At 72.1% G+C, this 17,351-nt stretch carries 19 protein-coding genes; 8 read left to right on the top strand and 11 right to left on the bottom strand.

The window, feature by feature from the left end; all coding sequences use genetic code 11:
- Window positions 1–31: 31 nt before the first annotated feature.
- From ACERZO_RS35400 to ACERZO_RS35385, 4 genes are all read right to left on the bottom strand, one after another.
- Window positions 32–1,507: a serine/threonine-protein kinase gene (locus ACERZO_RS35400; protein ID WP_372670212.1), complete on the bottom strand. Its 1,476-nt coding sequence runs from the start codon at window positions 1,505–1,507 to the stop codon at window positions 32–34.
- A gap of 66 nt (window positions 1,508–1,573) precedes the next feature.
- Complete coding sequence (locus tag ACERZO_RS35395) at window positions 1,574–1,780, bottom strand: cold-shock protein (RefSeq protein WP_086678989.1); 207 nt, start codon at window positions 1,778–1,780, stop codon at window positions 1,574–1,576.
- Window positions 1,781–1,892: 112 nt separating this feature from the next.
- Complete coding sequence (locus ACERZO_RS35390; protein ID WP_372670210.1) at window positions 1,893–2,516, bottom strand: AIM24 family protein; 624 nt, start codon at window positions 2,514–2,516, stop codon at window positions 1,893–1,895.
- Window positions 2,516–3,193: a TIGR00266 family protein gene (locus ACERZO_RS35385; protein ID WP_372670208.1), complete on the bottom strand. Its 678-nt coding sequence runs from the start codon at window positions 3,191–3,193 to the stop codon at window positions 2,516–2,518. Before ACERZO_RS35385 ends, ACERZO_RS35390 begins: the two co-directional genes overlap by 1 nt.
- A gap of 74 nt (window positions 3,194–3,267) precedes the next feature.
- Between ACERZO_RS35385 and moeA the strand changes: the two genes are divergently transcribed.
- Entirely contained in the window at window positions 3,268–4,461 is a 1,194-nt protein-coding gene (moeA, locus tag ACERZO_RS35380; RefSeq protein WP_372670206.1) for a molybdopterin molybdotransferase MoeA, read from the top strand.
- Here moeA and ACERZO_RS35375 read toward each other — a convergent pair.
- Window positions 4,415–5,668 (bottom strand): MFS transporter, encoded by a 1,254-nt coding sequence (locus tag ACERZO_RS35375; protein WP_372670204.1) that lies wholly within the window; start codon window positions 5,666–5,668, stop codon window positions 4,415–4,417. The genes moeA and ACERZO_RS35375 overlap by 47 nt on opposite strands.
- A complete protein-coding gene (locus ACERZO_RS35370; protein ID WP_372670202.1) occupies window positions 5,665–6,231 on the bottom strand; it encodes a helix-turn-helix domain-containing protein in 567 nt (188 codons plus the stop codon). Before ACERZO_RS35370 ends, ACERZO_RS35375 begins: the two co-directional genes overlap by 4 nt.
- 72 nt (window positions 6,232–6,303) lie before the next feature.
- Here ACERZO_RS35370 and ACERZO_RS35365 point away from each other — a divergent pair, with 72 nt between their 5' ends.
- Window positions 6,304–6,588 carry a GlsB/YeaQ/YmgE family stress response membrane protein gene (locus ACERZO_RS35365; protein WP_364452236.1) on the top strand — a complete coding sequence of 95 codons (285 nt, stop codon included), beginning with the start codon at window positions 6,304–6,306 and terminating at the stop codon, window positions 6,586–6,588.
- Between the two features lie 40 nt (window positions 6,589–6,628).
- On the opposite strand, the gene ACERZO_RS35360 is transcribed toward ACERZO_RS35365, so the two are convergent.
- Entirely contained in the window at window positions 6,629–6,847 is a 219-nt protein-coding gene (locus ACERZO_RS35360; protein ID WP_372670200.1) for a hypothetical protein, read from the bottom strand.
- A gap of 247 nt (window positions 6,848–7,094) precedes the next feature.
- Between ACERZO_RS35360 and ACERZO_RS35355 the strand changes: the two genes are divergently transcribed.
- Both ACERZO_RS35355 and pssA read left to right on the top strand, forming a co-directional pair.
- A complete protein-coding gene (locus tag ACERZO_RS35355; protein ID WP_372670198.1) occupies window positions 7,095–7,820 on the top strand; it encodes a phosphatidylserine decarboxylase in 726 nt (241 codons plus the stop codon).
- Between the two features lie 3 nt (window positions 7,821–7,823).
- Window positions 7,824–8,774, top strand: coding sequence for a CDP-diacylglycerol--serine O-phosphatidyltransferase (pssA, locus tag ACERZO_RS35350; protein ID WP_372670196.1), 951 nt, complete (start codon window positions 7,824–7,826; stop codon window positions 8,772–8,774).
- Here pssA and ACERZO_RS35345 read toward each other — a convergent pair.
- Window positions 8,742–9,386: a TetR family transcriptional regulator gene (locus ACERZO_RS35345; protein ID WP_372670194.1), complete on the bottom strand. Its 645-nt coding sequence runs from the start codon at window positions 9,384–9,386 to the stop codon at window positions 8,742–8,744. The two genes, pssA and ACERZO_RS35345, sit on opposite strands and share 33 nt — an antisense overlap.
- Before the next feature lie 28 nt (window positions 9,387–9,414).
- On the opposite strand from ACERZO_RS35345, the gene ACERZO_RS35340 reads away from it, so the two are divergent.
- The gene (locus tag ACERZO_RS35340) at window positions 9,415–10,038 is read left to right on the top strand and encodes a nitroreductase family protein (protein ID WP_372670192.1); all 624 of its coding nucleotides are present in this window, start codon (window positions 9,415–9,417) and stop codon (window positions 10,036–10,038) included.
- A gap of 5 nt (window positions 10,039–10,043) precedes the next feature.
- Window positions 10,044–12,311, top strand: a complete 2,268-nt coding sequence (locus ACERZO_RS35335) for an AAA family ATPase (RefSeq protein ID WP_372670190.1) — start codon at window positions 10,044–10,046, stop codon at window positions 12,309–12,311.
- A 25-nt stretch (window positions 12,312–12,336) separates the two neighbouring features.
- Here the strand turns inward: ACERZO_RS35335 and ACERZO_RS35330 are convergent, their stop codons facing one another.
- Both ACERZO_RS35330 and ACERZO_RS35325 read right to left on the bottom strand, forming a co-directional pair.
- The gene (locus tag ACERZO_RS35330; protein WP_372670187.1) at window positions 12,337–12,963 is read right to left on the bottom strand and encodes a LytR C-terminal domain-containing protein; all 627 of its coding nucleotides are present in this window, start codon (window positions 12,961–12,963) and stop codon (window positions 12,337–12,339) included.
- Entirely contained in the window at window positions 12,960–13,268 is a 309-nt protein-coding gene (locus ACERZO_RS35325) for a DUF3263 domain-containing protein (RefSeq protein ID WP_003101701.1), read from the bottom strand. The genes ACERZO_RS35330 and ACERZO_RS35325 overlap by 4 nt, the downstream gene beginning before the upstream one ends.
- Window positions 13,269–13,423: 155 nt before the next feature.
- Between ACERZO_RS35325 and ACERZO_RS35320 the strand changes: the two genes are divergently transcribed.
- On the top strand, window positions 13,424–14,002 hold the full coding sequence (locus tag ACERZO_RS35320) for a peptide deformylase (RefSeq protein ID WP_364452258.1): 579 nt from the start codon (window positions 13,424–13,426) through the stop codon (window positions 14,000–14,002).
- 43 nt (window positions 14,003–14,045) lie between these two features.
- Here the strand turns inward: ACERZO_RS35320 and ACERZO_RS35315 are convergent, their stop codons facing one another.
- Window positions 14,046–16,211 (bottom strand): glycoside hydrolase family 15 protein, encoded by a 2,166-nt coding sequence (locus tag ACERZO_RS35315; protein WP_372670184.1) that lies wholly within the window; start codon window positions 16,209–16,211, stop codon window positions 14,046–14,048.
- A gap of 202 nt (window positions 16,212–16,413) precedes the next feature.
- Between ACERZO_RS35315 and ACERZO_RS35310 the strand changes: the two genes are divergently transcribed.
- Entirely contained in the window at window positions 16,414–17,325 is a 912-nt protein-coding gene (locus ACERZO_RS35310) for a S1C family serine protease (RefSeq protein ID WP_372670182.1), read from the top strand.
- The last annotated feature ends 26 nt before the right edge of the window (window positions 17,326–17,351 follow it).

Genomic DNA, 17,351 nt, shown 5'->3' with positions numbered 1-17,351 from the left:
GTGCAAGAAGACCTGCTCAGCGCCGCACGACTCAGTTGCCCGGCTTGATGGAGATCGACGTCGGCGGGGCGTTCAGCGACGAGGACGGGTTGCCCTGCGAGTCGCCGCCGGGGCCGACCGGGATGTTCGGGGCCGTCGTCGTGCCGCCGCCACCACCGCTGCCGCTGTCACTGAAGAGGAAGATCGCGCCCACGATCAGACCCGCCAGCACCAGCACACCGAGCGCGATGAAGATCCACTTCTTGCCGCCGCTGCTCTTCGGCTGGTGGAACGCTCCCGCGCCGCCCGCGGGCATCGGGGGACGCAGGCGCATCGGGTCCTGGCCGTAGCCCTGCGGGGGCATCCCCGGCTGCTGCGGGTAGCCGTAACCCGGGGGCGGGCCCTGCGGCGGCATGCCCTGCTGCTGCGGATAGCCGTAACCGGGCGGCGGGCCCTGCGGCGGCATGCCTTGGGGCGGCATGCCCGGCGGGCCCTGCGGACCGCCAGGACCGGGGCCCTGGCCGTAGCCGGGTTGCTGCTGTCCTCCGTACGGGTGCACGGGGGCCCCCTCTCCCTGCGGTGCGCTGTTCTGGTGCGGCCCCTGTTGTACCTGACCATGGCGCTGCGGCGCGGGGATTCCACCCGAATTGGACCCGGGCGGACCCGGTGGGGTGTCCGACGCCGCCTGGGCGCCGAGCGCGCGGCGGGCGGCCGCGATCATCTCGACGCAGCTGGGGTAGCGGTCGGCCGGGTTCTTGGCCATGCCGCGGCGGACCACCTCGTCGATCGCCGGTGGCAGCGCGACCACCCGGGAGATCGACGGCGGGTCGCCGTTGAGGTGGCCCTTGATCACCGTCGGGACGTCGCCCTTGAACGGCGGGCTGCCGGTGAGGCACGCGAAGAGGACGCACGTGAGCGCGTACTGGTCGGTGCGCCCGTCCAGCGGCTCGCCGCGCAGGTGCTCGGGCGCCGCGTACGTCGGGGAGCCGAGGAAGTCGCCGCCGCGCGTGCGGTGCCCCGTCGCGCCGCGGCGCGTCAGCCCGAAGTCGGCGACGTACACGTGCTCGCGCGACGTCTCCTTCTTCGTCACGAGCACGTTGGCCGGCTTGACGTCGAGGTGGACCAGACCACGGTTGTGCAGGGTGTCGAGGGCGTCGGCGACCTGGTCGAGCATCGTCAACGCGCGCGCGGGCGCGATCGGGCCGCCGGAGATCAGGCCGGCGAGATCGCCGCCGTCGACCATCCGCATGGCGATGTAGAGCATGCCGTCGAGCTCGCCGAAGTCGTACAGCGGCACGACGTTGGCGTGGTCGATCGCGGACGTGTTGCGCGCCTCGTCGACGAACCGCTCGCGGAACTCGGCGTCGGCCCCGAGGTGGTCACCGATGACCTTCAGCGCCACCTTGCGGCCGAGACGCACGTCCGTGGCCTTGTAGGTGACGCTCATGCCGCCTTTGCCGAGCACCCCGTCGATGCGGTAGTTGCCCAGCCGGCGACCGGTGAGGTCCCCCGACACATCGCCTGTCACGCCCGGCAGCCTAACGTCCCAGGTTCGCAGGCTGCCGGGGGTTCGCCAATCGGGTGATCAGCGCTGCTATGAGACCTTGCGGACGTCCGCCGCCTGACTCCGCCCGTCACGCCCGGACTGGACTTCGAACTCGACGCGGTCGCCTTCGTCCAAAGTGCGGAATCCTTCGGCCTGGATGGCCGAATAGTGGACGAACACGTCCGGTCCTTCGGTGGATTCGATGAACCCGTAGCCCTTTTCCGAGTTGAACCATTTGACGGTGCCGACAGCCACGGCGCCCTCCCTCAGCACAAAGGATCCGCTGGCCCGAGCGGATGCCAGCGGCGGAAGTGCCAATCACGCTACCGGAATTACCGCCCTCGGCAATGGGCAATTCGTTTGAAGATCACATCGAAGAAAGGCGTCTGTTCCGCGCTTGCACGAGCACCGTCCCGGGCCCGGCGAAGTCGACCGCGAGCCCTTCGCCCGTGCGCAGCGACTGCGGCCCGCCGGGATCGAGCGCCCGCAGCCGGCACTGGACGCTGTCGGGGTAGGCCAGCAGGTAGTCCGGCCGGACGGTGACCAGCTCGCCCTGGCCGAGCTCGAACGCGTCCACCGGGCCGGGCGCGGCCAGCACGAGCGGCCCGGTTCCGCTGTAGTGCTCGAGGAACCCGGAGTCGGCGCCGAAGAGCTGCTGCAGCGGCGCCCAGCCCGCGTCGTGCCGGACCGTCGACGGCCGGACCAGCACGGCGTCGCGGTGCACCGACCAGCCCGTGCCGCCGCCGAGGTCGAGCGGGTAGACGTCGCCGGGGCGCAGCGGCGCGAAGTCGAGCCAGCCGCCGTCGGCGGGGGCGGTGTAGACGGTCGCCGCGGACTTGCCCGCACGGACGCCGCCGCGGCCCGCCGGCGCCTCGGTGACGCCGAACCGGCTGGCGAGCAACGTGTCCGGCGCGGCCTGCACCGACTCGCCCGGGTCGAGCAGCACGCGGGCGACGCCGAAGCCGGGCGTGTGCCGGGTCTGGACGCGCATCAGCGGGACGGGACGTGGGAGATGATCCAGCTGATCAGCGCCGACGGGTTGCGCGTCTGCGTCATGATCTGGCCGGGACCGACGAAGTCGAAGACGAGGCCTTCACCGCTCTTCATGGACTGGATGATGCCCGTCGCGACCTTCCGGATCTGGTACTGCACGGTGTCGGCGTACGCGACGACGTGCCCGGTGTCGATGGTCACCATCTCGCCCTGCTGCAGCGTGATCGTCTCGACGGCGCCGTAGCAGGAGACGAGCAGCTGGCCCTGGCCGGTGGCGTGGGTCAGGAACCCGCCCTCACCGCCCATCAGGTTCTTCATGCCGCCCCACTTGGTCTCCGTCTGCACGCCGTGCGACGACGCGAGCCAGCAGCCGCGGGTGACGGCCCAGCCGGTGCGGCCGTCGAGGGTGATCACCTGGATGTCGCCGGGCAGGTTGGCCGCGACGTCGACCCAGCCGCCGTTCTGCGGCGCGGTGAAGGTGGAGATGAAGAAGGACTCGCCGGAGAGGAACGCGCGCCCGAGGCCCTTCATGATCCCGCCCTGGGCCTGCGACTGGACCTGCACGCCGTAGCTGGTGGCCATCATGGCGCCGGACTCGACCTGGCACGGCTCCCCGGGCGCCAGCATCAGCCGGGCGACGGCGAACGAGGGCTGTTGACGGACTCCGACCTGCATGCGTGCTCCCCATACTGCGTGCCTGTGACGGGGCAGAGTCTTGCACGCCCCGAAAACCAGGAGAGGATGGTCCGGTGATCTCCGTCGACGACTACCGCGACGAGGTGGCCGCGCTCCTGGGCACCTCCCCCGCGACCGCCCTGCCCCTCGCCGCCGCGGCCGGCCTCGTGCTCGCCGAGGACGTGCGGGCCGGCGTGTCCCTCCCGCCCTTCGACAACTCCGCGATGGACGGCTACGCGGTCCGCGCCGCCGACGTCGCGCAGGCACCCGTGACCCTGCCGGTCGCCGACGACATCCCGGCGGGCCGGGTCGACGTCCGGCCGCTCGAACCGGGTACCGCGCACCGGATCATGACCGGCGCGCCGCTGCCGCCCGGCGCGGACGCCGTCGTGATGGTCGAAGACACCGACGGCGGCACCGGGACCGTGACCATCTCCGCCGTCGCCCAGCAGGGCGCGCACATCCGGCGGACCGGCGAGGACGTCGTCGCGGACAGCGTCGCGCTGCACGCCGGGACCGTCCTCGGCCACTCCCAGCTCGGCCTGGCGGCCGCGGTCGGGCTCGCCGAGGTGCGGGTGCACCGGCCGCTGCGGGTGCTGATCGCCTCGACCGGCACCGAGCTGATCGACGCGCCGGCGCCGCTGCGGCACGGCCAGATCTACGAGTCCAACAGCGTGATGCTGGCCGCGGCGATCCGCGGCCTCGGCTGCGAGGTCGACGTGGTCCGCAGCGTCGTCGACGACGTCGAGGAGTTCCGCAAGGTCATCGAGCCGAAGCTCGCCGACGCCGACCTGCTGGTCACCTCCGGCGGCGTCAGCGCAGGCGCGTACGAAGTGGTGAAGGACGCGTTGTCCGGCCAGGGCGTCGAGTTCGCGAAGATCGCGATGCAGCCGGGCGGGCCGCAGGGCTGCGGACGCTGGCAGGGCGTGCCGGTCGTGACCCTGCCCGGCAACCCCGTCAGCGTGCTCGTGTCGTTCGAGGCGTTCCTGCGCCCGGCCCTGCTGACGGCCATGGGTCACACCGATGTTTCGCGCCGGCGCGTGCGAGCCCGGCTGCTCGAGGCGATGTCCTCGCCGGCCGGCCGCCGTCAGTACCGCCGGGGCGTGTTCACGCCGTCCGACCGCGAGGTCACCGGGGTCGTCGGGCCGCGCGGCGGGCCGGGCTCGCACCTGCTGGCCGCGTTCACGCAGGCCAACTGCCTGATCGTGCTGCCCGAGGACGTCACGTCGGCAGCGGTTGGCGACGAGGTGGACGTCCTGCTGCTCTGACCGGGAAGTCCCGCAGTTTCCGGAAGGGCGCGAGGACCGGGAGCGCGGCGACCAGCACCACGGACGCCACCCAGAGCGTCTCGCGGACGCCGATCACTTCGCCGAGCACGCCGCCGAGGACGCCGGCCAGCGGGATCGTGCCGTAGGCGGCGAGCGAGGCGCTCGAGGTGATCCGGCTGAACAGCTCCGGCGGGCAGTACGCCTGCCGGAACGTCGTCGTGAGCACGTTCGAGGCCACGACACCCGCGCACACGCCGAACACGCCCAGGACGAACAGCGACAGCCGCCACCCCGGCCCGCTCAGCGGCCCGAACGCCATCATCGGCGCCGCGGCCACCTCGCACAGGAGGAACGCGCGGGCGGTGCCGAAGCGCGCACCGAGCCGGCCGGCCAGGGCGGCGCCGAGGATTCCGCCGGCCGCGGCCAGCGCGAGCACCAGGCCGACCAGGCCCGGCGCGGCACCGAGCGTGCGGGACAGGAAGACGATCTGGATGGAGCTGTAGCCGGTCAGCGCGAGGTTCGACACCGCGCTGAACACCATCAGCGACCGCAGGTACCGGTCGCCCATGACGAACCGCAGTCCTTCGGCGATCTGGCTGCGCAACGGCGTCCGCGCCGCCGGGACCACGGTCTCGCGCACCCGGATCGCCCGCACGCACAACACGGAGACACCGAAGCTGACCGCGTCGGCGAGGATGCCGCTGACCGGGCCGAACGCCTGCGCCAGCAGGCCGGCCAGGCCCGGCCCGCCGACCTGGGTCGCCGACTCGCTGCCCTGCAGCTTCGCGTTGGCTTCCAGGAGGTCGTCCCGGTCGAGGAGGGCGGGCAGATAAGCCCGGTAGGCGAGCGTGAAAAACACCTTCGCGACCCCGCCGAGCAGAGCGGCGGCGAGCAACAGCGGCATGGTCAGCGCGCCGAACGCGGCCGCGAGCGGGACGCTGCCGAACACCGCCATCGACACGGTGTTGCAGACCAGCATCACCGGGCGCTTCGGCAGCCGGTCGACCCACGCGCCGGCCGGCAGGCCCACGAGCAGCCAGGGCAGCCAGGCGACCGCGGTCAGCAGCGCGACTTCGAAGGTGCTCGCCCGCAGCGTGACCACCGCGACCAGCGGCAACGCCGTGCTCGCGACCATGCTGCCGAGCATGCTCGTGGTCTCGCCGGTCCAGAGCAGCCGGAAGTCCCTGTTCCCCCAGAGCCCCTTCACGGCTGGCCCAGCGAAGCCCGCGCGGCGAGGAAGACCGGACGGCGTTCGACGCCGTCGTCCGGCTGGGTGCGGTCCCGGTACTCGGCGAGCATGGCGACGATCCGGGCGTTCAGCTCGGCCAGTTCGGCGACGGACAGCCGCGCCCAGCCGTCGATGCTGAAGAGCGCCCCGCGCCACTCCGCCGGGTAGGTCTCACGCTTGGCCAGCCATTCGCGGGCGATCGCGTGCTGGTGGTCGAGGGTCAGCACCTCGGCCGCTTCGGCGATCGGGTCGTCGGGGAAGTCCTGCGCGCCCCACTTGATCGCGCTGGAGGTGCGCCGCCACCACCGTTCCCGCCGGTCCCGGGCCAGCTCGGGCGCCTCCTCGATGAGTTCGCTGGCCGCCAGCACCTTGAGGTGGTGGCTGATGTTGCCCACCGCCTGGTCCGTCTTCTCGGCCAGCAGCGACGCCGTCGCCGGGCCGTCGAGGTGCAGCAGGTCCAGCAGCCGGTGGCGCAGCGGGTGCGCGATGGCGGCCAGTGCCTTCGAGTCCCGGATCTCCCGGACGTTCTCTTCTCTCACCATGACGCACAAGAGTAGTTGTACAACACATCTTGTGCAATAACTCTTGTGCAAGCGCTCGCGTAAGCTCCCGCCATGGGTTTCGTCGCATGGGTGATCTTCGGGGCGATCGTCGGCTGGGCCGCCAACCTGGTCGTCGGCGGCCGGGACCGGCGCCGGCAGGGTTGCCTGGTCAGCGTGCTCGTCGGCGTGGTCGGCGCGGCACTGGGCGGGCTGCTCTACCGGCTCGCGACCGGCCAGTCCAAGACGTTCGACTTCGACTTCCCCAGCTTCGGCGTGGCCATCCTCGGCGCCGTCGTGCTGCTGGCGATCCTGCGGCTCGTAACCGGTGTCGGCCGCCGTCCGAGTGACCGTTCGTAACTTTTACTCGGACATTCGGTGATCAACCGGCGATCAGCCGCTAAACTGTTTCCTCACGCGCATCTCCCGGTGGCCGGGTGCATGCGCCGTCGGGGGGCGGATGCACCCGGCCCCGGTTCCCCTTCTTCGCCTCGATCACCACGTCGACGGCGCGCAGCGGGTCCACCAGGGTCGGCAGGGGCACCTCGTCGATCTCCGCCCGCCACGCCCCGAACAGCTCGTCGAGGCGGGCGTCGGCCGGCTCGCGGTGATCGGTCATCGTCCCCTCCCAAGGCTCGCGGCAGCGCCCCGAACGGCATCAACTACTGAGAGTTGTCGCTGAATTCGACCAAGCGTTACCGGGATGTGGCCCCTCCCACCCGCTGCGGGGACACCCTCGCGAGGGAGCCGATCAGGGGCACGCGGCGAGCCCTGCCTGGGGCAGCGGTAGCGTGGTGGCGCCCGTACGCGGCCGCCGGACCCCGGCGCCGACACCTCCTTCCGACACGAAACCAGGGGACCCGACCATGAGCGGCACCCGGCCGGAGCCCGCCGGCAACCCAGTCGCGCACGCCGTCCAGCTCGCCCGCGAGACGCTGCCGCCGATGCACCCGGCCGGCCGACCGTTCGTGGCGGGCGGGGTCGCCGCGACGCTGCTCGCGCGCCGGTTCTCCAAGCGCCTCGGGCTCGTCGGAGCGCTCGCGACCGTGGCCACCGCCGCGTTCTTCCGCGAGCCGAAGCGGGTCCCGCCGCCGCGTGACGGTGTCGCGCTCGCGTCGGCCGACGGGCTCGTGTCGCTGATCGAGGAGGCCGTCCCGCCCGCCGAGCTGGGCCTGCCGGCCGAGCCGCGGATGCGCGTGTCGGTGTTCCTCTCGGTGTTCGACGTGCACGTCCAGCGCGTGCCGGCGAACGGCGTGATCGAGCGCGTCGCCTACCGGCCCGGCAAGTTCCTCTCCGCCGACCTGGACAAGGCGAGCGACGACAACGAACGCAACTCCGTGCTGATGCGCACCGAAGACGGCCACGAGCTCGTCGTCGTGCAGATCGCCGGGCTGGTCGCGCGCCGCATCCTCTGCGAGATCCGCGAGGGCGACAAGGTCGGCGCCGCTTCGACGTACGGCATCATCCGGTTCGGCTCGCGCGTCGACCTCTACCTTCCGCCGGGCTCGACGGTGCTGGTCAGCAAGGGCCAGCGCACGATCGGCGGCGAGACCGTGATCGCCGAACTCCCTGCCGCGCCTGCGAAAGGCTGATCGATGGTCCGCGTGACCACCCCCGGCGTCCGGCTGCTGCCGAACGCCATCACCGTGCTCGCGCTGTGCGCGGGGCTGTCGGCCGTGCAGTTCGCGCTGACGAAGAACTACGCGATGGCGATCGCGTCGATCGGCATCGCCGCGGTGCTCGACAGCCTGGACGGCCGGATCGCCCGCCTCCTCGACGCGACGTCGAAGATGGGCGCGGAGCTGGACTCGCTGTCCGACGGCATCTCGTTCGGCGTCGCGCCGGCGCTGGTCATCTACGTGTGGCAGACGGGCGCGGACCGGATCGGCTGGGTGGCGTCGCTGATCTTCGCCGTCTGCATGATCCTGCGCCTGGCCCGGTTCAACACGCTGCTGGACGACACCGAGCAGCCGCCGTACGCGAGCGAGTTCTTCGTCGGCGTCCCGGCCCCGGCCGGCGGCCTGCTGGCGATGCTGCCGCTGGTGGCGTACCTGCAGTGGGGTTCCGGCTGGTGGTCCTCGCAGTACGTCGTGTGGGCGTGGACGATCGCGATCGCGGCGCTGCTGATCAGCCGCATCCCGACGCTGTCGCTGAAGACGGTCAAGGCCCCGGCGAAGGCGATCGCCCCGCTGCTGATCGGCGTCGCCCTGCTGGCGGCGGCGATCATCCAGTTCCCGCTGGTGGCGCTGATCGTGGCGATGGTCCTGTACCTGGCCCACATCCCGTATTCGGTGTACCGGCACCGCTGGCTGGCGGCGCACCCGGAGGCGTGGACGGTGCCGCCGAGCGAGCGCCGGGCGATCCGCCGGGCCCGGTCGCCGCGCCGGCTGGGGCTGCGCCGGCCACTGCGGCGCCGGGTCGCGGGTGCGGCGATGCGCGCGGTGCGGTTGCCGCGGGAGACGGTCCGGACCCCGCGGGGCACGTCGGAGAACGGCCAGGGCCCGCGGCGCCGCTCATGGCGTCAGATCGGCCTGCGCCGCAAGTAGGCCGCCGATCAGCAGGTCCAGCTGGTAGCCGAAGTCCTGCACGCAGTCACCCGTCTCCAACGCGGGCAGCACGCGGTGCAGGCTCGGCAGCTCCTCGGCCGTCGCCATCCGGCGGAAGTACGCGACGACCGGCTCCGCGCGTTCGGCCTTCGCTTCGCCGGTCCCGGCCGTGCCGGTGAGCACCGAGCCGAACAGCATGCCCAGCAGTGACCGGTAGCTGCGGGCCGCGGCTTCTTCGTCCAGACCCGCGTCGAGCAAGGCGTGCAGCAGCGCGTCGATGACCTTCAGCGCTCCTGCCGAGCGCGGGTTCGCGTCCTGCGCCGCCAGAGCCCGGACCACCACCGGGTGCCGGGCGAAGCTCGCGTGCAGCTCCGCGGCCAGTAACCGCAGCCGGGCGTCCCACGGCAACTCGGGATCCGGCAGCGGCACCTCTTCGAAGACCCGGGCGGTGAGCCCGTCGAGCAGATCACCCTTGTTCTCGACGTGGTTGTAGAGCGACATCGCCTCGACGCCGGCCGCGGCCGCGACCTTGCGCATCGACAGCGCCGCCAAGCCCTGTTCATCGGCCAGCCGGAGGGCCGCGTCCAGGACTTTCTCACGGTTCAAGACCATACTTACAGTGTACGCATACACTGTAAGTATGGACGCCGAGACCGTGCTGACCACCACCCGATCCGTTCGCCGCAAGCTGGACCTCGACCGCGAAGTGCCCCAGCACGTGCTGGACGACTGCCTGCGCATCGCCCAGCAGGCCCCCGCCGCGGGCAGCATGGCCCCTCAGTTCCGCTGGTTGCTCGTGCGCGACGCGGACACCAAAGCCGCGATCGCCGCCTACAACCGCGAGACCGCCGAAGCGGCCTGGGCGAAGTACGGCCACCTCGTCGAAGCCCGCGCCCTCGCCTCCGCCCAGCACCTCGTCCGCAACCTCCACCGCGTGCCCGTGCTGGCCATCCCCTGCATGATCGGCCGGCCGCCGGCGGACGCCTTCACGCAGTCCGCGTACTTCGGCTCCGCCTATCCCGCCGTCTGGAGCTTCCAGCTGGCCCTGCGCGACCGCGGGCTCGGCAGCTCGATCTGCGGCTACCACCTCCAGGACCACGAAGCCGACGTCGCCGCCCTGCTCGGCATCCCCGACGACGTCCTGCAGATCAGCCTGCTCGCCGTCGCCTACACGACCCAGCGCGACTTCCGCCCGGCGGCGCGCGCGGCGGTGGAAGACATCACCTACTTCGACGCCTGGGGCCGCCCCGCATCGCTAGGGTGAACGGCGTGAGCCACCCGCAGATCACGCTGACCGTCCGGCACACGCCGTCCGCGCTGGACACCCGTCGCGGTGTCGTCCGGCTGCACCCCGAGGTCCTCGACGCGCTCGGCCTGCGGGCCTGGGATGCCGTGCACCTCACCGGGGCCCGGGTCAGCGCCGCCCTCGCCGCGCCGACCGACGAAGCCGACGTGCCCGGTGTCGTCCTCACCGACGACGTCACCATGTCGAACCTCGGCGTCACCGAAGGCTCCGAGGTCGTCGTCGCGCCCGCGGACGTCGCCGCGGCCAAGACCGTCACCGTCGCCGGCTCGCGGCTGGCCAGCGTCTCCGTCAGCCCGCACATGCTGCGGCTCGCCCTCATCGGCAAGGTGCTCACCGTCGGCGACGCCGTCTCCCTGCTGCCGCAGGACCTCGCGCCGACGCCGGGGTCCGACCCGGCCGGGCTGCGCGGGCAGCTGTCGCGGGCGATCGGCGCCACCTGGACCAACGAGCTGCTCACCGTCACCGCCACCGAGCCCACCGGCACCGTCGCGGTCGGACCGTCCACAGTGGTCGTCTGGCGCGACGGCGCCCGGCCCGCCCCCGAACCCGCCGCGCCGCGGACGGCGACCGCGCTCGTCCGCACCTCCGCCGTCACCGCGGCCGAGGAGTGGATCGACGCCGAGGTCGTCGAGGACGAAGTCGTCGTCGAGGAGACCCTCGAACCCGCCGTCCCGCTGGCCGACCTGGTCGGCGCCGAGGCGGCCGCGCGCAAGCTCGCCGAGTGGTTCGACCTGGCGTTCCACCGGCCCGAGCTGCTCGCGCGGCTGGGCGCGCCCACCCACCTCGGTGTTCTGCTCTCCGGCCCGGAGGGCGTCGGCAAGGCGACGCTCGTGCGGTCGGTGGCGAACGAGGCCGGCATCCGCGTGGTGCCGCTGGCCGCGCCGAACCTCGCCGTCCTGGACCCGAACGTCGCGGTCGCGCGCCTGCGCGAGGCCGTCCGCGCGACCGAGGGGCCCGCGGTGCTGCTGCTCACCGACGTCGACGCGCTGCTGCCCGCTGCCACGCCGCCGCCGGTCGCGACCGTCGTCCTCGAAGAGCTGCGGACGGCGCTGCGGCGCGAACGCTTCGCCGTCGTCGCGACGACGGCCCGCGCGGAGTCCGCCGACCCGCGCCTGCGCGCCGCCGACCTGCTCGACCGCGAGCTGTCCCTCGCGCTGCCGGACGCGAAGACGCGCCGCGAACTGCTGAACGTCCTGCTCCGCGACGTCCCGCTCGAGCCGGGCATCGACTGCGGCGTCCTCGCCGAGCGGACGCCCGGGTTCGTCGCCGCCGACCTCATCGCCCTGCGCCGCGACGCCGCGTTGCGGGCCGCGCTGCGCCAGCGTGACGCCGAGGAGCCGCGCATCTCGCAGCAGGACCTGCTGGACGCGCTGGCCACCGTCCGGCCCGTCTCGATGTCCACTTCGGACAACCTGGCCACCGGCGGCCTGACCCTGGACGACGTCGGGAACATGGTCGACGTCAAGCAGTCGCTCACCGAGGCGGTGCTGTGGCCGCTGCGGTACCCGGACTCGTTCGCGCGGCTCGGCGTCGAACCGCCGCGCGGCGTGCTGCTGTACGGCCCGCCCGGCGGCGGCAAGACGTTCCTGGTGCGGGCGCTCGCGGGCACCGGCGCGCTGAACGTCTTCGCGGTCAAGGGCGCCGAGCTGATGGACAAGTGGGTCGGCGAGTCCGAACGCGCGGTGCGGGAGCTGTTCCGCCGGGCCGCCGAGGCCGCGCCGTCGCTGATCTTCCTGGACGAGATCGACGCGCTGGCCCCGCGCCGCGGCCAGTCGTCGGACTCGGGCGTCGCCGACCGCGTGGTCGCGGCGCTGCTCACCGAGCTCGACGGCGTCGAGCCGATGCGCGAGGTCGTCGTGCTGGGCGCGACGAACCGGCCGGAGCTGGTCGACCCCGCGCTGCTGCGGCCGGGCCGGCTCGAGCGCCGCGTCTACGTGCCGCCGCCGGACGCCGGGGCCCGCGCCGCGATCCTCGCGGCCACCTCGAAGAACACGCCGCTGGCGTCCGATGTGGACCTGGCCCGGGTGGCGTCCACTCTGGACGGCTACTCGGCGGCCGACTGCGCCGCGCTGATCCGCGAGGCGGCGCTGACGGCGATGCGCGAGTCGCTGGAGGCCCGCGAAGTCACCGCGGCGCACCTGGAGACGGCCCGCAAGACGGTCCGCCCGAGCCTCGACCCAGCACAGCTCGCGACCCTGGAGGCGTACGCGAAGACGCAGGCCGGAGAGTGAGCGAAGGGGCCACGGCCCCTTCGCTTCAGCTGCCCTTGTGGCCGGACTCGTATTCCTTAGTCACGATGACGATCACGCCGGGGCTCGCGCTCTCGATGCCCGGGAAGCGGGGCTCGGCCTTGATACCGAACTCCTGCGCGAGCTGCTTGGCCGCGGCTTCCTCGTCGGTGCCCGGGCGGTAGAACGCCGTCGTCGTCGGGATGACGCCCTGCGAGTAGTTGCTGACCTCGTTGACGTTCCAGCCGCCGCCGCGGAAGTCCTCCGCCGCGCGGTCCGCCAGGCCCTTGATCGTCGAGTTGTTGAACACCCGGACGGTCACCCACTTGTTGGACGCCTGCTGGTCACCGGGCTGACCCGGTTGCCCCTGCGTCGGCTGGCCCGCCGGGGGCGTGGTCGTCGCCGGGGGCGGGGTGGGCGACGACGGGTTCGTCGAGGTCGAGGGCGGGGTGGCCGTCGACGACGTGGCCGACGGCGCCGACGTCCCGCCGGAGGTGCCCGGCTGCGTCGCCGTGCCGCTCGGCCCGGCCTCGTTGGACCCGTTGTCCCCGCTCAACGCGGAGATCCCGCCGATGACCGCGGCGATGATCGCCACGCCGACCAGGGCGACGCCCGCGGCCTTCATCGGCCGGGACATTCCCGAAAACACGCTCATTTCAGCTCGATCCCCAGTCGCCGGGCGCCTCGCTTGCGCTGGCGGGCGGCGCGGGTCTTGCGCAGCCGCTTCACCAGCATCGGGTCCGCTTCGATCGCTTCCGGCTTCTCCAGCAGCTTGTTGAGCAGCTGGTAGTAGCGCGTGGCCGACAAGTCGAAGCGTTCGCGGATGGCGTTCTCCTTCGCCCCGGCGTGCCGCCACCACTGGCGCTCGAAGGCGAGGATCTCGACCTCGCGTTCGGTCAGGCCGGGCACGGGCTTCGGCGGCGACGGCTGCGGCTCAGCCATCGACTCCGCGGCGTCCATCCGAGTCCCTCTCAATCGGGCGTCATGGCGAATCAGACCTAGCTCTTCCGCGGGCGCCATTCAACCACGGAAGCGGCCGCCGACGTGGGCATCGACGTCGGCGCGTCACGGTCTGATGCAGGTCTACCAGAAGGGTCCGACTAAACTGGCTCGCCGTGACCATCCACCCCATCGTTATCGCCGGCGAACCCGTGCTGCACCAGCCGACTCGGGAGATCACCGAGTTCGACGAGAAGCTGCGCACGCTCGTGGACGACATGTTCGAGACGATGTACGCCGCCGAGGGCGTCGGCCTCGCGGCCAACCAGATCGGCCTCGACCTGCGGGTGTTCGTCTACGACTGCCCGGACGACGAAGGCGTGCGGCACAAGGGCGTCGTGGTCAACCCGAAGCTCGAGACGTCGGAGATCCCGGAGACCATGCCGGACCCGGACGACGACTGGGAGGGCTGCCTTTCGGCCCCCGGCGAGTCGTACCCGACGGGCCGCGCGAAGTGGGCGAAGGTGACCGGCTCCGACATCGAGGGCAACCCGATCGAGGTCGAGGGCACCGGCTACTTCGCGCGCTGCCTGCAGCACGAGACCGACCACCTGGACGGGTACATCTACCTCGACCGCCTGGTCGGCCGCCACGCGCGCGCGGCGAAGAAGATGCTGAAGCACAACAAGTGGGGCGTCCCGGGCAACTCGTGGCTGCCGCCCAAGACCCCCGAGGACGACGGCGCCGTCATCTGAGACCACGAAGGGCCCCTCGCGCACGAGGGGCCCTTCGCCGTTTTCAGCAGCCGAGGAAGTGGCAGCGGACCACCTTCGGCGTCTCCAGGACCGAGCCCGCCTTGACGTCCCAAGCCAGCCGGACGTACTGGGCGTGCGTCCAGGCCAGCGGGGTCGCCGACGTGTTCGGCGTGCCGGCCGGGAACCCGGTCTGGCCCGACGGCGGGTTCTCGTCCCACACCTGCTCCGGCATGGTCTCCGCCGAGCTGCTCACCCGGCCGAGGTCACGCAGCCGCCGCGCGGCCGAAGCACTGTCGCCGAGCGTCAGCTCGTACTCCCCGCGCTCACCGGCGAGCAGCGGCCACAGCCGACCGAACGTCGTGCGGCTTTCGGCCGGGAACGTGTAGTCCCACGGCGAACCGTCGGCCTGCTCGCCGTACCCGTCCTTCGTGTACCGGTGCCAGAACTGCCCGGTCGGCGTGGTGAACGCGATGTCCTTGTCCGTCACGCGCACGCTGTTGCGGATCACCGGGTCGTCGGCCCCGTAGATGCCGAGCCGGACGAGGTCGAGGAAGCCCGCGTCGGTGACCGCGCGCTGGTCCATCGTCACGCTCGAATTGCCGAGGTTGTACGTCGTCCCGTTGTTCGCGTTGGCGTCCTTCGTGAGCCGGACGAAGTACGGGTCCTTCGACAGGGGGCCGTTCGAAGTGATCGTCTGCTTCGGCAGGTCGGCCTTCATCCTGTCGGCCGCGGCGAGGTACCGGGCGGCGTCGGCGGCCGCGCCGTTGTGCGCCGCGATGTCCGCCGCGCAGACGAGCCCGGCGATCACCGACGCGATCGTCGACGGGGACCAGCCGTCCTGCTCTTCCCACCGCTCCTGCTGGGTGTACGGCGAAGGCTGCCCGTTCGGACCCCGGTAACCGAGGATGAAGTCCGCGGCCTTGCGAACGCCGGGCCACAGGTCGGTGCGGCCGAGCTGCTGGGCCAGCACGATCGGGAAAGCGGTTTCGTCGAGCTGGATCGACGTCCAGTACGGGACGCCGTCGACCCGGCTGTTCTGCGGCATGTGCCCGTCGGGCTGCTGCTGCGTGCCGAACATGTAGGACACCGCGCGGTTCGCCGCGGCCGGGTCGCCGCCGGCGGCCAGGCCGGTCGCGATCTGGTAGAGGTCACGCGGCCACACCAGGTGGTACGTGCCGGACGGCGACCACTCCGGGTCGTTGTTGCCGAACCGCCACGGCATGCTCGGCGACGCGATGAAGGCGCCCGGGTGGTGCTTGTCCTCGCTCGCGGCGAGCGTCAGCATCGACGCCTGGTAGAGGTCGCGCTCGGCGTCGGTCTTCAGCGACGACGGCGGCTTGCTCACCCCGCGGAGGTACTGCTGCCAGCCGCGGTCGTAGGCGCGCGTGATGTCGCGGACGCCGCGTCGCTGCGACGCCTGCGCGCTCTTCAGCGCGTCGGCGGCCTTCGCGCCCATGCCGAGCGCGAGGGTGACGTGCCGGTTCCGCAGGCCGTCGGCGCTTGTCTGGCCGGTCAGCACGACGTTGCCGGTCGACGCGGTGTCGTACGTGGCCAGCTTGAAGGTCTTCGTGAGCTGGGTGTTCCCGTCGGACGCGCCCGCATAGCCGACGCTCGTCTTCGTGAAGGCGGGCTTGGCGGTGAGCGCGGCGGCGTTGGCCGCGTCCTGCGCGGTGACGGCGTCACCCTTCCGCGCGGCGGAGTCGTCCGAGCCGTCGTTGGTGAGGTCCGGGTCGGCGACCGCGTAGAGCTGGTAGGGCCGCCCGGTGAGCGACTGGAAGTCGACGTCCACCAGCACCGTCGTGGCAGCCGGGTCGGTGACGTACGTCTTGCGCAGGCGCCAGCGGTGCTGGTCGTCGGTGATGGTCTGCTCGTAGGTCAGGCTGTCGTCGTCGGTCCGCCGGACCTGCTGGGACTTCGCGGTGTAGTCGGCGACGGCGAAGCTGCGGCCGTCGGTGACGACGAAGTTCATCGACCGGACGCTCGGTGTCGACAGGTCCGGGTAGTAGACCTCGGACAGTTGCCCACCCTGGAGGGTGAACCAGACGTTGCTGGACCGGTCGTGGGCGGTCCCGAAGCCGGTCTTGTTCGCGGGCAGCCAGCTGGGATGGGCCCCGGGCGCGCCGGGAGCCTGCCCCTGGGCCGCCGCGGTCGCCGGGATCAGGCCGGTGACCAGCAGCCCGGCGAGGGCGCCGAACATGAGTTTGCGCATATCAACCCCACAGAAGATCGCTTCTGCACCGTTACAGAAGCGCTTTGGGAGTCTGCCGCCGAATCTTCACCGGCGCATGGTCCGATCCGGTGAACCACTGACCGTCACTGGTCCGGTCGGCGGTTCACCGACAGCGAACCCCGGGTTCTCGTTTTCGAGCGCATGCTTGTAGTACCTGCAACGGTGTAATCGAGGTGCCCTCATGGAAGACGCGATGGACGCCTACTCGCGCGCGGTCAGCACGGTCGCGAAGACCGTCACCCCGCACGTCGCCGGGGTGCAGCTCGCGCGCGGCAGCGGGTCGGCCGTCGTCTTCGCCGACGACGGCCACCTGCTCACCAACGCCCACGTCGTCGCCGACCACCGGCGAGGGGTCGCCACCTTCGCCGACGGCAGCGAGGTTCCCTTCGACGTCGTCGGTGCCGATCCGCTGTCCGATCTCGCCGTGCTGCGGGCGCGCGGGGAGACGCCGTCGGCCGCTCAGCTCGGCGATGCCGACCAGCTCGTCGTCGGGCAGCTCGTCGTGGCCATCGGGAGCCCGCTCGGGTTCTCCGGCACCGTCACCGCCGGCGTCGTCAGCGCGCTCGGCCGGGCCCTCCCGGTGCGGCAGGGGCGCACCGGGAGGGTGATCGAGGACGTCATCCAGACCGACGCCGCCCTCAACCCCGGCAACTCCGGCGGCGCGCTCGCCGACTCCGCCGGCCGCGTCGTCGGCGTCAACACCGCCGTCGCCGGCGTCGGGCTCGGCCTCGCCGTGCCGATCAACGCGACCACCCGGCGGATCATCGACACGCTCGTCGTCGAGGGCCGGGTGCGGCGCGCGTACCTCGGCGTCGTCGGCGTGCCCGCGCCGCTGCCGGACGACGTCGCCGAGCGCACCGGCCAGAGCGCCGGGCTGCGGGTGCGCGAAGTCGTCTCCGGCGGCCCCGCCGACCGCGCCGGCCTCAAGGCGGGCGACCTCGTGCTGACCGTCGGCCGCACCCGCGTCTCCGACGCCCAGGGCATCCAGCGGCAGCTGTTCGCGGAGGTGATCGGCACGCCACTGCCGATCACCGTGCTGCGCAACGGAGCCATGGTCGACGTCTACGCCACTCCGGCCGAGTTGGTCGGGTGACTTGAGTATCGCGCTCCGGCGTGGCA

Origin of the sequence: Amycolatopsis kentuckyensis (assembly GCF_041679295.1) — a bacterium.
In the GTDB taxonomy this organism is placed as follows: domain Bacteria; phylum Actinomycetota; class Actinomycetes; order Mycobacteriales; family Pseudonocardiaceae; genus Amycolatopsis; species Amycolatopsis kentuckyensis_A.
Note: the sequence above shows the minus strand (reverse complement) of the source record. Positions and strands in the feature narration are given on the sequence as shown.

Coding starts and splice junctions, on each gene's coding strand:
- ACERZO_RS35390 (WP_372670210.1), bottom strand. CDS start 2,516: ATGCGCGTCCAGACCCGGCACACGCCCGGCTTCGGCGTCGCCCGCGTG.
- ACERZO_RS35385 (WP_372670208.1), bottom strand. CDS start 3,193: ATGCAGGTCGGAGTCCGTCAACAGCCCTCGTTCGCCGTCGCCCGGCTG.
- ACERZO_RS35370 (WP_372670202.1), bottom strand. CDS start 6,231: ATGGTGAGAGAAGAGAACGTCCGGGAGATCCGGGACTCGAAGGCACTG.
- ACERZO_RS35365 (WP_364452236.1), top strand. CDS start 6,304: ATGGGTTTCGTCGCATGGGTGATCTTCGGGGCGATCGTCGGCTGGGCC.
- ACERZO_RS35360 (WP_372670200.1), bottom strand. CDS start 6,847: ATGACCGATCACCGCGAGCCGGCCGACGCCCGCCTCGACGAGCTGTTC.
- ACERZO_RS35355 (WP_372670198.1), top strand. CDS start 7,095: ATGAGCGGCACCCGGCCGGAGCCCGCCGGCAACCCAGTCGCGCACGCC.
- pssA (WP_372670196.1), top strand. CDS start 7,824: ATGGTCCGCGTGACCACCCCCGGCGTCCGGCTGCTGCCGAACGCCATC.
- ACERZO_RS35345 (WP_372670194.1), bottom strand. CDS start 9,386: ATGGTCTTGAACCGTGAGAAAGTCCTGGACGCGGCCCTCCGGCTGGCC.
- ACERZO_RS35340 (WP_372670192.1), top strand. CDS start 9,415: ATGGACGCCGAGACCGTGCTGACCACCACCCGATCCGTTCGCCGCAAG.
- ACERZO_RS35330 (WP_372670187.1), bottom strand. CDS start 12,963: ATGAGCGTGTTTTCGGGAATGTCCCGGCCGATGAAGGCCGCGGGCGTC.
- ACERZO_RS35325 (WP_003101701.1), bottom strand. CDS start 13,268: ATGGACGCCGCGGAGTCGATGGCTGAGCCGCAGCCGTCGCCGCCGAAG.
- ACERZO_RS35315 (WP_372670184.1), bottom strand. CDS start 16,211: ATGCGCAAACTCATGTTCGGCGCCCTCGCCGGGCTGCTGGTCACCGGC.
- ACERZO_RS35310 (WP_372670182.1), top strand. CDS start 16,414: ATGGAAGACGCGATGGACGCCTACTCGCGCGCGGTCAGCACGGTCGCG.